Origin of the sequence: Streptomyces clavifer (genome assembly GCF_036345975.1) — a bacterium.
Lineage (GTDB): Bacteria > Actinomycetota > Actinomycetes > Streptomycetales > Streptomycetaceae > Streptomyces > Streptomyces clavifer.
The window spans coordinates 4,060,334-4,074,469 of the sequence record NZ_CP107793.1 but is presented as its reverse complement, the minus strand read 5'-3'; the positions used below and the strand labels follow the sequence as shown (position 1 = coordinate 4,074,469).

13 protein-coding genes are annotated in these 14,136 nt (G+C 70.0%); 6 read left to right on the top strand and 7 right to left on the bottom strand.

Features of this window, described 5'->3' with window-relative positions; all coding sequences use genetic code 11:
* Positions 1-6: 6 nt before the first annotated feature.
* The 6 genes from OG927_RS17620 to OG927_RS17595 form a co-directional block, all read right to left on the bottom strand.
* Positions 7-3,138 carry a tetratricopeptide repeat protein gene (locus tag OG927_RS17620; protein ID WP_330320430.1) on the bottom strand — a complete coding sequence of 1,044 codons (3,132 nt, stop codon included), beginning with the start codon at positions 3,136-3,138 and terminating at the stop codon, positions 7-9.
* A gap of 314 nt (positions 3,139-3,452) precedes the next feature.
* Positions 3,453-4,187, bottom strand: a complete 735-nt coding sequence (locus tag OG927_RS17615; RefSeq protein WP_056797623.1) for a phosphatase PAP2 family protein — start codon at positions 4,185-4,187, stop codon at positions 3,453-3,455.
* A gap of 335 nt (positions 4,188-4,522) precedes the next feature.
* Positions 4,523-5,512 (bottom strand): bifunctional lytic transglycosylase/C40 family peptidase, encoded by a 990-nt coding sequence (locus OG927_RS17610; protein ID WP_056797632.1) that lies wholly within the window; start codon positions 5,510-5,512, stop codon positions 4,523-4,525.
* Positions 5,513-5,627: 115 nt separating this feature from the next.
* Positions 5,628-5,861: a hypothetical protein gene (locus tag OG927_RS17605; RefSeq protein ID WP_330320429.1), complete on the bottom strand. Its 234-nt coding sequence runs from the start codon at positions 5,859-5,861 to the stop codon at positions 5,628-5,630.
* Between the two features lie 305 nt (positions 5,862-6,166).
* A complete protein-coding gene (locus OG927_RS17600; RefSeq protein WP_330320428.1) occupies positions 6,167-7,957 on the bottom strand; it encodes an alpha/beta hydrolase in 1,791 nt (596 codons plus the stop codon).
* Positions 7,954-8,355, bottom strand: a complete 402-nt coding sequence (locus OG927_RS17595) for a hypothetical protein (RefSeq protein WP_319107522.1) — start codon at positions 8,353-8,355, stop codon at positions 7,954-7,956. Before OG927_RS17595 ends, OG927_RS17600 begins: the two co-directional genes overlap by 4 nt.
* 305 nt (positions 8,356-8,660) lie before the next feature.
* On the opposite strand from OG927_RS17595, the gene OG927_RS17590 reads away from it, so the two are divergent.
* Complete coding sequence (locus tag OG927_RS17590; RefSeq protein ID WP_330320427.1) at positions 8,661-10,244, top strand: adenosine deaminase family protein; 1,584 nt, start codon at positions 8,661-8,663, stop codon at positions 10,242-10,244.
* A 33-nt stretch (positions 10,245-10,277) separates the two neighbouring features.
* Here the strand turns inward: OG927_RS17590 and OG927_RS17585 are convergent, their stop codons facing one another.
* A complete protein-coding gene (locus OG927_RS17585; RefSeq protein ID WP_124281539.1) occupies positions 10,278-10,727 on the bottom strand; it encodes an ATP-binding protein in 450 nt (149 codons plus the stop codon).
* Positions 10,728-10,940: 213 nt separating this feature from the next.
* On the opposite strand from OG927_RS17585, the gene OG927_RS17580 reads away from it, so the two are divergent.
* From OG927_RS17580 to OG927_RS17560, 5 genes are all read left to right on the top strand, one after another.
* Complete coding sequence (locus OG927_RS17580) at positions 10,941-11,792, top strand: helix-turn-helix domain-containing protein (RefSeq protein ID WP_330320426.1); 852 nt, start codon at positions 10,941-10,943, stop codon at positions 11,790-11,792.
* An 11-nt stretch (positions 11,793-11,803) separates the two neighbouring features.
* Entirely contained in the window at positions 11,804-11,992 is a 189-nt protein-coding gene (locus tag OG927_RS17575) for a DUF397 domain-containing protein (protein ID WP_209470050.1), read from the top strand.
* Entirely contained in the window at positions 11,985-12,245 is a 261-nt protein-coding gene (locus OG927_RS17570) for a DUF397 domain-containing protein (RefSeq protein WP_209470051.1), read from the top strand. Before OG927_RS17575 ends, OG927_RS17570 begins: the two co-directional genes overlap by 8 nt.
* 82 nt (positions 12,246-12,327) lie before the next feature.
* Positions 12,328-13,230: an aldo/keto reductase gene (locus OG927_RS17565; protein ID WP_330320425.1), complete on the top strand. Its 903-nt coding sequence runs from the start codon at positions 12,328-12,330 to the stop codon at positions 13,228-13,230.
* Complete coding sequence (locus OG927_RS17560) at positions 13,227-13,883, top strand: DUF402 domain-containing protein (protein ID WP_056797656.1); 657 nt, start codon at positions 13,227-13,229, stop codon at positions 13,881-13,883. Before OG927_RS17565 ends, OG927_RS17560 begins: the two co-directional genes overlap by 4 nt.
* Positions 13,884-14,136: the final 253 nt, after the last annotated feature.

The window sequence follows — 14,136 nt, the reverse complement described above, 5'->3', positions numbered from 1 at the left end:
CCGGCGCTACCGGGCCCGGCGCTCCTGCTCCTCGCGCAGCCGCTGCACGAAGGGGTCGGTGACGGCTGCCACGGACGGCAGGACGTCCCGGAGGAGCGTGAGGTCCTCCAGCACCTCCCGGATCACATGCCCGTCCGGAACCCGGCCGAGCAGGGCGTCACACCGCGCGGCGGCCTCCTCCCGCTCCCGGAGCGCGCAGTGCACGAACAGGAGGCAGCCCAGGACCAGCGCCTCCCCGGTCCGGCCCCCGGTCTCGGCCTCGAGGAGCAGGCGGATCGCGTGCCGGAAGCGCGCCCCGGCCTCCCGCTCGTCGCCCGTCAGGAGCGTGGAGAGGGCGTGCAAACCCGCGTACCACCCGTCGTCGGGATCGTCCTCCACGGCCCGCGCGCAGTCGGCCACTGCGTCCTCGAAGCGGCCCAGGCGCAGATGCAGCTGTGCACGGCCGGCGTACGACCACGCCGACGGCGCCTCGGCCTCCATGACCACGCGGTAGTCGGCCTGCGCGTCCTCGTACCGGCCCGCCCGCCGGTACGACTCCGCGCGGTGAGCGACGTGGCCCCCGGCCCGGGGGTCGATCTCCATCGCCAGGGAGTAGTCGGCAGCCGCGTCCTCGTACCGGCCCAGCCGGCGGAGGAGCAGCCCGCGGCTCATGAAAGCCCACTCGTAGCGGGGGTCGGCCTCCACGGCCCGGGCGTAGTCGGCCAGCGCGTCCTCGTACCGGCCCAGCCGCTCGTACAGCCCTCCACGGCTGGTGAGCGCCCATGCGTACCGGGGGTCGGCGTCGACGGCCCGGGCGTAGTCGGCCAGCGCGTCTTCGTACCGGCCCATCTCCTCGTACGTGCCCGCCCGGCTGGCGAGGGCCCACGCATAGTCCGGATCGATCTCGAGGGCCCGGGCGAAGTCGGCCAGCGCGTCCTCGTAGCGGCCCGTGAGGTGGTGGACCTGCGCGCGACTGGCCAGGGCCCACGCGTACTGCGGATTGATCTCCAGGGCCCGGGTGTAGTCGGCGAGGGCCTCGTCGTGGCGGTCCGCGTTCTGGTGGACATACGCACGACTGCCGAAGGCCCACGCGTACTGCGGATCGAGCCCGATGGCCCGGGTGTAGCCGGCCACCGCGTCCTCGGGGCGGCCCAACGCCTCGAAGACCTGGGCGCGGCTGCCGAACGCCCACGCGTACTGCGGGTCGAGCTCGATGGCGCGGGCGAAGTCGGCCAGGGCCTCGTCGTAACGGCCCAGGCCGCGGTAGGCGTCCCCGCGACTGCCGATGGCCCATTCATCCAGGGGGTCGAGCTCCACGGCGCGGGTGCAGGCGGCGACCGCGTCCTCATGACGCCCCATCACCCGGTACGTCTCGCCACGGCCTCCGTGGGGGCGCGCGACGTCCGGATCGATACCGATGGCGACCGCGTAGTCCGCCAGCGCACTGTCGTAGTCACCCGCGATCCGGTACTCCCGGGCCCGCACGGTGTGGGCCAGCGCCCGACCGGAAGCGCAGAGCTCCGGCGCGGTCAGCAGCAGCGTCAGCACTTCGGCACCAGCCGCGTCCCGCTCTCCCGCGGTCTCCAGGCGGTGCCCCCAGGAGGTGAGTTCCGCCGTCCCGGTGTCGAATCCGGCACGACCGACGATCTGGGCCCAGCGCCGCAGGGTGGCGACGTCGTGGTCGATGGCGTGGACTGCCTGGTGAAGGGCATCGGGCAGCGCGGTCCGGGGGCCGGCGCACAACCGGTGGTACGTCTCGTTGAGCCGGTGCTCGCGCCAGACGGCGTCCTCCCAGTGGCTGTCCACGGCCGGGCCGAGTCCGGCCTCCACAGCCTGCCGCCACCGCGCGAAGACATCGGCGAGGACGCTGTGCGACTGCTGCCAACGGGCCGGCGACCGGGTCCGCTGCAGGCGCAGCATCGCCACCCGGACCACGTCGTGGTACCGGCACCGCCCCGCCTGTGTGGAGACGAATGCCAGCCCGCGCAGCCAGGGATATCCGTCGGCCGCGGCCTCCGGCACGGCGGCCCGGTAGACGTCCTCGTTCAGCTGCAACGGCAGCGCACAGGCCAGCGCCGCCTCCCGCCGACCGGCGTCCGGCTCCCACTTCAGAAATCGCTCGACCGCCGTCTCCGAAGGGTCCTCGAAGCTCCCGCCGCTGCTCGCGTCGCTGCGGGCCAGCATGTCGACCAGCAGCGGTAGCCGACCCGACAGGCGCAGCACCAGCTCGATGCTCCGCTCGTCCGTGACGCCGTGGGTGGCGAGCAGGGTGCGGGCCTCCTCCTCGGTGAACACCTCCAGGCACACCTCGGTGACCTGGCCGAGCCGGTCACCCCAGACCCGGGTGTCCAGGCGCAGCTGACCGGAGAGCACGACCTGCACGTTCACGGGGAGGCCCCCGTGCTCCTCACCGAAAACGATGTCGTGCAGCCACGTGTCGAGCACCGGCCCGGTGCGCTCGTACACGTCGAAGAACAGCACCACCCGCTCGCACCGCTCCGCGACGTCGGCCAGGTCCTCGAGGAAGACCGGAGCGAGGACCGCCACCGGATTCATCACCAGCTGCACATCGTCATGGCTGCGCAGCCGCGTGTTGAGTGCCGCCCGCACCCGGTCGGCGCCGAGCGCGACCTGCTGCGGATCGACCGCACCGACGAAGGCCCCGACCCCGGGCACCATGCCCAGCCCGACCAGCCCCACCTGCGCCGCCACGGTGCTCGACGGCGAGGCAACCGGTGCCGGCACGGCGGTCTGGGCACCGAGTGGATCCGGCTGGGGCGCGGGGACCGCGCTCTCGGCCTGGTGGCGGCGCTGGCGGTAGGTGGCCAACTGCTTGTCGAACCTCTTCAGCGGGTGGCCCTGCCGGCCCAGCCGGGCACTGACCGCCTCCATCGCCTCGATCGCGTCGTGCACGTCGTCGTCCACGAACGCGGTGACGACGGTGGCCTGCTCACGGGCGGTGGACTCCCACTGCCGTACGAGGGTCGACTTGCCCACGCCGCCGTTGCCGCGCACATGGAACAGAAACGGGAAATCGACCTCCTCCGGATCACGGGCGAAGGTCTCCCGGAAGGCCGCCAGCTCTGCATGACGCCCGACGAACCCCGCGCGCCCGCGCCGCCGATTGACTTCCTGCCGTGACGGTCGCCGCCCAGCCATACCCACCACCCCCGGATCGAGGCCATGATGCCTCGCCGCCGGCGGCATGTAGCCGGAATGCCGAAGTCGGCCACGGGCCGGGAGGTGCGTGGGGGAGCGGAGCAGAAGGCGGGCCAGGAGGTGCGTAGGGCTGCATGCCGGACGGCGGGCCGGGAGGCGGGCCGGTACGTGGCTGGAGGGGGCAGCCCGTGGGCTGCCCCCTCCCTATCGACGTCACGTCGACCTCACGCTGCGCACGCCCTCGCGGACGTTCCTGCGGACGCCCCTGCGACTGCCCCGCGGGCGGTCGGGCACGAGCACGTCCCGTGGCGTCCCTACGCGGCGAGGTCCTTCTCGTCCGGCGAGGCGCCGCGACCCGAACCCGGGCGCGGCTCGGGAATCCCGTGCGACTCGCCCGTACCGTCGGCCGCGCCGGCGACCGGCCGGCGCGAGCGCACGAGCCCGCCGACCGCTCCTGCACGGGCAACGGCCCCCACCAGGGGAGTCAGCATCATCATCGCGAGCGGGGCGAGCAGCAGAGCCACAGCCGTACCCAGGGCGAATCCGCCGATGACGTCGGTCGGGTAATGCACGCCCATGTAGACGCGGCAGAAGCCCTCCAGGATCGCCAGCGCGATCGCGAACAGGCCGAACTTCCGGTTGGCCACGAAGATTCCCACGGCGATCGCCATCGCCAGCGTCGCGTGGTCGCTGACGAACGAGAAGTCGGTCTTGCCCTCCACGAGGACTTCGAGGCCCTCGTGGTCATTGAACGGACGCGGCCGCTCCACGAATCCCCGGATCGGGATGTTGATGATCACCGCGATCCCGGCCGCGAGGGGTGCCCACACGAGCCCGGCGACTCCCGTCACCGAATCCTCGGTCGTCCCGCGTCTGCGCACGCTCCACCAGCACCACAGGCCCAACAGGACCATGGCGAGCATGATCCCGAATTCACCGACGAACCCCATGACCTGGTCGAACCAGGGAGGAGCGGCCTTCGCCAGCCCATTGATGTCGTAGAGCAGGCTGACGTCGGGGTTCGACCCATCGAGTGCGAGTCCAGCCATCTGCTGCGGCCCCTTGCCTTGTCTGCTGCTGCGGCGCACAACGATGTACGCCGCCTTGGTCGGACCCCCGTGGTCGGTGCGGATTCAGTACTGCGTGACGCCGTGCTGCCGTGACGCGGTGACTGCCCTGGCCAGTGCCGCATGGTCAGTGCGCGTGCTGTCCCAGTCCAGGGAACGGCCTATGGGCTGCGTACGTTCCACCCTCCACCGAATGATCACCATGACGTTATCGAAGAGTGACTCATCGTCGCAGCTCAGGGCCCAGGCTTCACGGAGAGTTCCAGCCAGGGCCGACTCCCCGTCAGCTCCGACGAGCATACTTTCCGGCTCACCCGTCAGCTCCCGGGAAGCGCGGTCGGAAGCGCCGCGGCACCATCCGCCGTGACTCTCGTCGCACCGAAGTAGTCGGGTGTATCAATCTTGTCGAACCGGATCACGGCCCCGGTGAACGGCGCGTTGATCATGTACCCGCCTCCGACGTAGAGCCCCACGTGCCGGATGGCCCGCGAGTTGTTCAGGTCGTCCGAAAAGAACACCAGGTCCCCGGGGAGCAACTCGTCCCGCGAAGGGTGCGGCCCGGCGTTGTACTGGTCGTTGGCCACCCGGGGCAGCTCGATGTCGACCGTCCGGTACGCGGCCTGGGTCAGCCCGGAGCAGTCGAACCGCCCACCCTGCGCCGCCGTTCCGTTTCCACCCCAGAGGTAGGGCGTACCGAGCCTCTCCTGCGCGAAGTAGATCGCCCCGGCCGCCTGCCGTGACGGCTCGACCCGGCCGATCGGCTTGGCGAAGCTCTTCTCCAGGGACCGGATGATCTTGACATAGTTCTGCGTCTCGCTGATCGCGGGCACGCCACCCGACTTGATCACCCGGTAGGCACCGGCGTTGTACGCCGCGAGCATGTTGTCGGTCGGATCGCCCGGAACCTTCTTGACGTAACCGGCGAGCTCACAGTCGTACGAGGCGGCGGACGGAATCGCGTCGGCCGGATCCCACACGTCCCGGTCACCGTCGTTGTCCCCGTCGATGCCGTGCGAGGCCCAGGTCCCGGGGATGAACTGCGCGATCCCCTGCGCGGCGGCATGGCTCTGGGCGCGGGGGTTCCAGCCGCTCTCCTGGTACAACTGCGCAGCCAGCAGAGCGGGGTTGATGGCCGGGCAGAGGTTGCCCCACTTCTCCACGAGCGGCTTGTACCGCGCGGGCACGGCCCCCTTGGCCAGCCCTACCGCCCCGCCCGCCCCGGAGATCCCGGCGGCGGCGGAGTACGTACCCACAACGAGCAGAGCGATGAAGCACAGGCCCAGCCCGATCCCACCACCGACGAACAACCAGTATTTCCGCACCCCCCAACCATCCCCCATTCGGGCGGGGTTCACGTCGCGATTCGCTGGTGTGTACGGGTGGAAGGGAGCATGAGGGGGCGTCAGGGGCGGTTACGGGGGGTCAGGGGGCGCCGGCCGACCAGAAGGGGGAACGGATGTTCGGGCGGGGGATGTGCTCCATGCCCTCGTAGGTGGGGGCGGTGGGTTTGGTGGTGGACTCGGCCACTTCCGACTCCTCGACGCAGGGGCTGTCGATACGGAAGAACGCCTGCCCATCGCCGCCAAATCGCAGACTCGCCATGTACCCCTCCTCGGTCTTCGCGTACAGAGCCGGGAAGTCCGCGTCGTTGTTCATGGCGGTGATCCGGTACCCACTGCTGCGCCAGTACCGATCGACAACCCCAAGAAAGCTCCCCCTGCGACTCTCGGAAATGACAGTCATGATCGTTCTTCTCCGAGATACCTCGCAACTCCCTGCGGTGGTTGGGCCATGAGTCCACGAAACTGCAGGTTTGACTTCTTTCAGTACCGCGTCGAGCATTCCGTCCGCCTGCTCGGCAGCCGTTTGCATGTTCACACCATCAACCTGCCCTTTGTCGCAGCCTCCAACAACTGCAATCCCCAAGGTCAAGGTCAGCACCGAAGTCAACAAGCGATACCTCAACGCGGTTCCTCCACCTTGATTTTGTGTGATTTACCCGCCGCAATGAGCGCAATGTTGTCCGCTGACATGGGATCCACGTCGCCTCGATCGAAGTACTGAGAGTGAGCATCGATCGAAACGCCTCGGGGGCTGACTAAATGTGGCCCCTCATCGGACTTGAAGCGCGTAGCACCAAAGGCCTCACTTGCTGGATCCTTACCGAACCAGAGGTCATCATCACCCTGGTCAACAATGTCTCCCACCACGTAGGCAAATGGGCCTGCCGCGGCCCCAAGAGCGACCTGTTGCCTAGACGGGACCTTGGTGACCACATCATTTTCCGCTGCGCCCACAAACACATGCCCTCTGGCTACCCCCAGGTCCTCTGCACGGTCCACGCCTACCCCAGGACTGCCGACAAGAATGATGTCGTCAACGCCCGGAAGGCCATCGCCTTGTTGCGTTGCAGCACCCACGGTCCGCGAACCATAGGAGTGCCCAATGGCAACCATGTGCGGATCATCATTCTCATTGGAGGCCACTAGGCCGCCCATGAACCCACTGAAGGATCGACCTCCTCCCTCCGCCCTCTCACTACTCATAATTGCGAGAGTCTCCATCCCATCCGGCATCTGAGGCGCGTCATATCCAAGCCAGGCGATCGTCGCACTCGAAGAGTCGATATCACGGGTAGCAATTGCAGTGTCATGCGCACGTTTGAGGTCATTTTTTGCAAAATCTTCGTCGAGCGACGTATTCAACCCAGGCACGTAAGCAGACACATTCTTTGCCGTATCAGGATTGCCGTACGAGACAATTGCCCGACCATTACCCTCATCACCGACACCAAGGAGAAACATCGGTGGGTCTCCAGGCCTCAAGGCCGCCCCCAACTGCCGGTCGATCTCCCGCAGCCCCGCCAACTGCGTCACCGACCGCTCGTCGTCCCGCCCCTCCAGCTTCCCGATCAGCAGCTGCAGGTTGTCCCGGTTGGCAGCATCCCGGACCACCGCCGGAATCCCGTCCAGGTTGCCGATCCGGTCCGGGTAGACCGCCAGGTACTCCTCGCGCTGCTCCTGCGTCAGGCCCGCCCACCACGCGTGCCGCTCCGCGGGGCTCGCGTCGTGCGGGATCGCGTTTCTGAGGTACGCCCTCGCCGCGTCCCGGACCACTGCCGCATCCCCCGCCGCGTCCTTCAACGTCAAGTCCGGGACCTTCAGTCCCTCCTCGGCCTTCAGACGCCGCAGGATCCCCGCGTACCGCCAGTCGATCTCGGCCGCTGCCCGTACCGCCCCCGCGACACGGTCCGCGATGTCCTGCGCCCGGGCCGCGTCGGGGTTCGGCGCGACCAGACCCGAGGGCGCCTGCAGACCCGGCAGGCCGCCCGACGACGCCGTACCGCCTGGGAGCGGGCGGCCGTCGATGAGGCCGTCGCCCGCCGCCGGATACGTCACCGCGCCATCCGCCCGCACGGTGAACTTCAGCGTCACCGCATCGTCCAGCGCGTCGGCCAGCACCCGCTGCTGCGCCTTCAGCTCGTGGGCCAGGCTGTTCAGCGTCGTACGGAGCAGCCCGCATTCCGTGTACACGTACTGGAGGTTCCGGCTCAGTTGCCGCAGCCGCGCCACGGCCGCCGTGGCAGCGTCCCCTTGCTGTGTGTCGCGCAACCCGTTGAGCAGTTGCTGTTCGATCCGGTCCCGCGCCGCGTCCGCCCGGTTACTGGCCTCGCCCCATCCGTCGGCGGCGCCCTCCAGCTCGCCGCACTTCAGGTCCCGTAACACCGCCCAGGTCAGGCCCGACGACTTCATCGGGCCCCGGCCTTGTCCGCCACGGGCGCGAATGACGCACGCACGGTCTCGTTCGTCTCTCCCTGGGCCCGCGCGACGGCCCGCAGTGCGCCGCCGAGACCTGCGCATTCGCCCCGCGCCGCCGCGATCCGCCGTTCCCAGGACGTCCGTACGGCACCCAGCTCCGCCAGGGCGGAAAGGGCGCCGGCACCCGCCACCAGCCCCTCGTGGGCGGCGGCCAGCTCCGACGGCACCGGCCCCAGGTGCGCGCACAGTGCCTCCGCACCCCGGGCGGCCCGCAACCACGGTCCGTCGCTGTGCTTCAGCTCCGCCCGGCCGGCTCCACCACCGCCCGCCGGACCCGCCAGATCGCTCAGTCTCTGCACCACGGCCACACCGCTCACCCCGTTCTCGACCACGGAGCGGCACTGTGCCAAATCCGGCGTACCCGACACGCCGGGCACGCAGGCGGTGAGGTGCCACGCCCCCGCTGCGGCAAGGCGCCCCGGGCCAACACGTTCACCCGATCGCGCGACGCGACACCGGTTCCACGCCGAGGGAAACCACACCGAGGCGGCACGCGCGACCCGCCCGTCCGACACGCAGCCGGTGTCGACGGCCTGGACCGGCTTCCCCCGCAGGACTCCGCCGGGGTCCCCCGGACGGATGGTTTACGGAGGGCTGCGTACGCGGTTCGGGGTGGCGGACCGCACTCTTCGTGATCATGCGAGGGGTGATCTCCGTACACCGCAACTCATCGCACGGCCGCCGGTTGCTGCTGACCGCCGGCCTTGCCGCAGCGGCTCTCGTGTCCTCGCTGCCCGCCGGACCGCCCGCCAGGGCGGCCACCGCCGCATCCGTACCGCCCCGGCCCTTGACCGCCGCCGAGGCCCGGACCTCCGCCTGGCTGGACTCCCAGCCGAACGGGACCGCGGCGGCCGACCGCTTCTTCCAGCGCCTGCCCAAGGGAGGTGACCTGCACAATCACCTCTCCGGCGCGGTACGGACCGAGTACCTCGTCCAGCTCGCCGCCGACGACGGTCTGTGCATCGACGCCACCATGACCGCCGTCGCACCGCCGTGCGGCCCCGGCAGGCGTCCGGCGGCCGACGCCCTCACCGATGCCGGGTTCCGGCAGGCCATCGTCCGGGCCTGGTCCATGCAGGACTTCCCGCAGGACGAGTCGGGACACGACCACTTCTTCGCCACCTTCGGCAAGTTCGGTGCCGCGACCGCTCACCGGGGAAAGATGCTGGCCGATGTGGCCGGCTCTGCGGCAGCCCAGAACCAGACGTACCTCGAGACCATGGTCACCCCCGCATCCGACGGAGCCAAGAAGCTCGCGGCGGATGTCGGCTGGGACACGGACCTCGCCGCCCTGCACCGCAAGCTGCTCGCCGGAGGCCGGCTGGACCAGCTGGTCACCGACTCCAAGAACGAGGCGGACGCTGCGGACCAGGAGTTCCGCACGGCCGCGCGCTGTGCGAGCGCCGACCCGGATCCGGGCTGTCGGATCACGGTGCGCTGGATCTCCCAGGTGTCGCGCAACAGTGCGCCGGAGCGCGTGTTCACCCAGATCGCGCTGGGGCTGCGCCTGGCCGAGCGCGACCAGCGGTTCGTCGCGGTGAACCTGGTCCAGCCCGAGGACGGCGAGATCTCCCTCCGCGACTACCGCCTCCACATGCGCATGCTGAACTACCTGCACGGCGTCTACCCGCGCGCCCACATCACCCTGCACGCCGGTGAGCTCGTCCCCGGGCTCGTGAAGCCTGAGGACCTCACCTTCCACATCGACGACGCCGTGCGCACCGGCCGCGCCGAACGGATCGGCCACGGCGTCGATCTGGTGCACGAGGACGACTGGCGCCGCCTCGCACGGGACATGGCCCGCCGCCAGGTCGCCGTGGAGGTGCCGCTCACCAGTAACGCGCAGATCCTCCAGGTGGAGGGCAAGGAGCATCCGTTCCCCGTCTACCGGAAGTACGGGGTGCCGGTCGTCCTCTCCACGGACGACCCCGGGGTATCGCGCGGCGACATCAGCCAGGAGTACCAGCGGGCCGCACGCACCTACGGACTCGGCTACGCCGAGCTGAAGGACCTTGCGCGCGCATCCCTGGAGTACGCCTTCCTGCCGGGCCGCAGCCTGTGGCGTACCGACCCGGTACGGAAGGGCTTCCGGCTGGTCGAGGAGTGCCGCGTCCCGCAGTCGGCCCGCTGTGAGCGGCTGCTGGCACAGAGCCCGAAGGCCCGCCTGGAACAGCGCCAGGAGCAGGCGTTCCGGACGTTCGAAGCCCGGTACGCCGGCTGAGCAGGGCGGGGTGAGGCGGATCCGCGGTCCGTCTCACCCCGTATCGCTCCCCGCCTTGCCCCCGCATTCGACCCACAGCAGCTTCCCGCCCTGCCCCGGCAGCCCGCCGCCCGCCGGGTACGCGCCCCAGCTCTCGGCCCAGAGCGTGACGAGGTGGAGACCGCGCCCGCGCTCGGCCAGCGCGTCGGGGGCCTCCGCACGCCGGCTGAAGGGCGCCGGAATGTACGGATCGGTGTCCTGGACGCTGAGCCTGACGCGCTGTCGCCCCGCACCGCGCAGCCGGAGCGAGTACGCCCCCTCGGAGTACAGGTACGCGTTGGTGACCAACTCGCTGGCCAGCAGCTCGGCGGTATCGGTGAGCTCCGCCATACCGTGCACCCGCAGGACGGCACGCAGGGTCGAGCGGGCCACACCCGGTGCACGGGGATCTCGCGGAAGGTGCAGGGTGTACGTCCAGGGCGGCGTTACGGTGGCAGTGGTCATGGGAGTCTCCGTTCACGGAGGGACGTTGGGGGCAATGCGATGGGTGGCCCAGTGACCAGGTCGCTCCGTCGAGCGGGGTTCTTCCGGGCGGGTGGCCTGCGTCTCAAGCTAGCGCCTGGCGACATAAAGTATTTGCGCTATCGCCAATCACTTGATGTATGCACTCTTGTGGGTGACAGCGCCCTGGGCGTGTCCAGCAGGGAGGGTTGACGTGTGACTTCCAGAGCGGCTCCGAACGTCCGTCGCCGACGCCTCGGTACCGAGCTCCGGCGCCTGCGTGAGCGAGCAGGGCTCTCCGCCACCGAGAGCGCACGCCTGATCGGCGTCAGCCAAGCCCAGCTCAGCAACATCGAGGCGAGCCGCTTCGGCGTCAGTCCCGCGCGCCTCCAGGCCATGGCGCGGAATTACGACTGCTCGGACCGTGCCTACATCAAGGGCCTGCTCGACCTCGCGGGGGAACGCAGACCCGGGTGGTGGGAAACCTTCCGGGACGTACTGCCCCCTCCGCTCCTGGACATCGCCGAGCTCGAACACCACGCCACTGCGCTGAGGGCGGCCAACACCGCCCACCTACCGGGCCTGCTCCAGACCACGGACCACGCCCGTGAAATCTTTCGACAGGTCGTTCCCGAGCTCTCCCGTGCGGACATCGAGCACCGGGTCAACCACCGGCTCCGGCGTCAGGCGGTCCTCGACCGCCCGGCCCCACCACCCTTCCGAGCGGTCATTCACGAGGCAGCTCTCCGTGTGCCCGTCGGTGGCCGACTGGTCGCGGCGGCTCAGCTCCGCCACCTGGTCGAACAGAGCGAACGTGAGCACATCACGGTCCAGGTGATCCCGTTCCGCATCGGCGCCTTCCCCGGGTCGGGGCAGACGATCCTGTACGTGCGGGGCTCCGCACCTCGGCTCGACACCGTCTCTCTGGACCAGTCCCACGGTCCCGCACTCGTCGACACCGAGGCCGAGTTGGAGTCGTACCGGATCTTGCTGGACCGCATGGAGGAAGTCGCTCTCACCCCGTCGGAGTCCCGGGACTTCGTCGTCAGCCTGACCCGCGAGCTGTGAAGGAGCCCGACGTGTCCTCGTACCAGTGGCAGCGATCCTCGTACTGCGGTCAAGGGGAGTCCTGCCTCCACGTCGCCGCACGTCACGGAGCGGTCCACGTGACCGAGAGCAGCGACCCCACCGGCGCGATCGTCCACACCACGCCGGCCGCGTGGGCCGCCCTCCTCCGCACCGTCAAGGAACCCCGGTCCGATGACTGACATCCCCGCCGACCTGACCTGGACGCGCGCCGCTCCCGAGGACGCGGAGGGCCCCGGGCCCTGGATCGAGATCGCGTACGGGGCAGGGGAACTCGTCCACCTCCGCGAGACCGGCGACCCCGGCACGATTGTCACCACCACCCGCACCAAGTGGGACGCGTTCACCCGGGGCGTCCGGGCCGGCGAGTTCGACCACTTCACCGAGCCCGACGCCACCCCGGGGCCGGCCCCGGGCGACGCCCTCCGTCCGTAACGGGCCCGGCCTCCGCACCGGCGCCCCCGGGCACGCCGACCTCGTACCGCCGTACGGCACCGGCCTCCGGTGGAAGGATCAGATGATGACCCCATCCACGGAAACGATCACCGCCTCCGCCTCCGGCACGTGGGAGCTCGGTGACCTGACGGTCAACCGGATCGGCTTCGGAGCCATGCGCCTCCCACAGAACGGAACCGCGTTCACGCGCGGCGACTCCAGCGACCGGGCCCGCGCCGTACGCGTCCTGCGCCGCGCGGTGGAGCTCGGCGTGAACCACATCGACACCGCCGCCTTCTACTTCTCGCCCCTGCGGTCGGCCAACGAGCTCATCAACACCGCGCTCGCCCCGTACGCCGACGACCTGGTCATCACCACCAAGGTCGGCCCGGGCCGCGACCCCTCCGGCGAGTGGACATGGGCCTCCCCGGACCAGCTGCGCGGGCAGGTCGAGGAGAACCTCCGCCAGCTCGGCCGCGACCACCTCGACGTGGTGAACCTGCGCATCGCCCGCAGCCACACGTCCTCGTCCGTCGCCGAGCACTTCGGCGCGCTGGCCGAACTGCGTGAGGCAGGGCTGATCCGCCACCTTGGCATATCGAACACCTCGCCGGAACAACTCGCCGAGGCACGGGCCATCGCCCCCGTCGTCTGCGTACAGAACATGTACGGCATCGGCTCGCCGCCCGAGCACCACGCTTTCCTGCGTCATTGCGGCGTGCAGGGCATCGCGTTCGTGCCGTTCTGGGCCATCGCGGGTACCGGGCGCGAGGCGGGCGCGACCACGACCGAGAGCGAAGCGGTGCTCACCGTCGCACGCGACCACGGCGCGACGCCCGCACAGGTGCGCCTGGCCTGGACGCTGCACCAGGGACCGCACGTGCTGGCCATCCCCGGCACGGGCAACCCGGACCACCTGGTCGAGAACGTGGCGGCCGGCACGCTGCGGCTCACCGCCGGCGAGCTGGACCTGCTCGCCTCATGACCGGGCAGATCCTCCGCTGGAACCTCTTCATCGGCGGCCACCTGAGCTCCTCCGTCCCCGTCCGTCTCGTCGAACGCACGGATGAGGGCCAGCTGGTGTGGCTGGAGACGGGCACCCCCATGTGGCGTACGGAACTGCCCGGTGGGGCGCACCTCAGGGACATCCCGCCGCAGGACCGTCCTGCCGGGGGCTATCCCGTGAAGGCGGACCGGTGGCCCCTGGGCAGCGCCCTCATCCACCAACCGGCCGGGGCCGGGCACGCGGTGTTCTGGTTCTTCGGACGGAGGCAGAAGTTCGGGGGCTGGTACGTGAACCTCGAGCACCGCGTGCACCACGGCGAGGACATCGACGTCGCCGACCACGAACTCGACGTCACCGTGGCACCGGACCGCACCTGGCAATGGAAGGACGAGCGGTCGTTCGCCGAGAAGACCGGGCACCCGGCGTACTGGTCGGCCGGCGAGGCGGCCGGCATCCGCGCCGAGGGCGAGAGGGTGGCACGGCTGGCCGAGTCGGGGGCCTTCCCGTTCGACGGCTCCTGGTGCGACTTCCGGCCACCCCCGCGCTGGACGACACCGCCCCGCGCCACGGCTCCGGCGCGGACGGTTCTGCGAAGCTCAGGGCCGGAAGGCGCTTCCCCGTCGCGCACCTGATGACGCATCGGCCGGAAGCCACCGGCGCGCACACGGCTCTCGAACAGCGCGTACGAACACAGCCGACCCTGCGAACGCCGCAACCGCGTCCGGAACCCATGGCCATCGTCGTTGCTAGCGGTCATGCACCGTGATACACAGAGTAACCATGCATATGCACACGGATCCCGACCCGATGCGCAGGTCAGGGCAGGCTCACCGGTCAAACGTACGAGATCCGGGTAAAGAGACCCGGGAAGGCGTCGTGCGATAC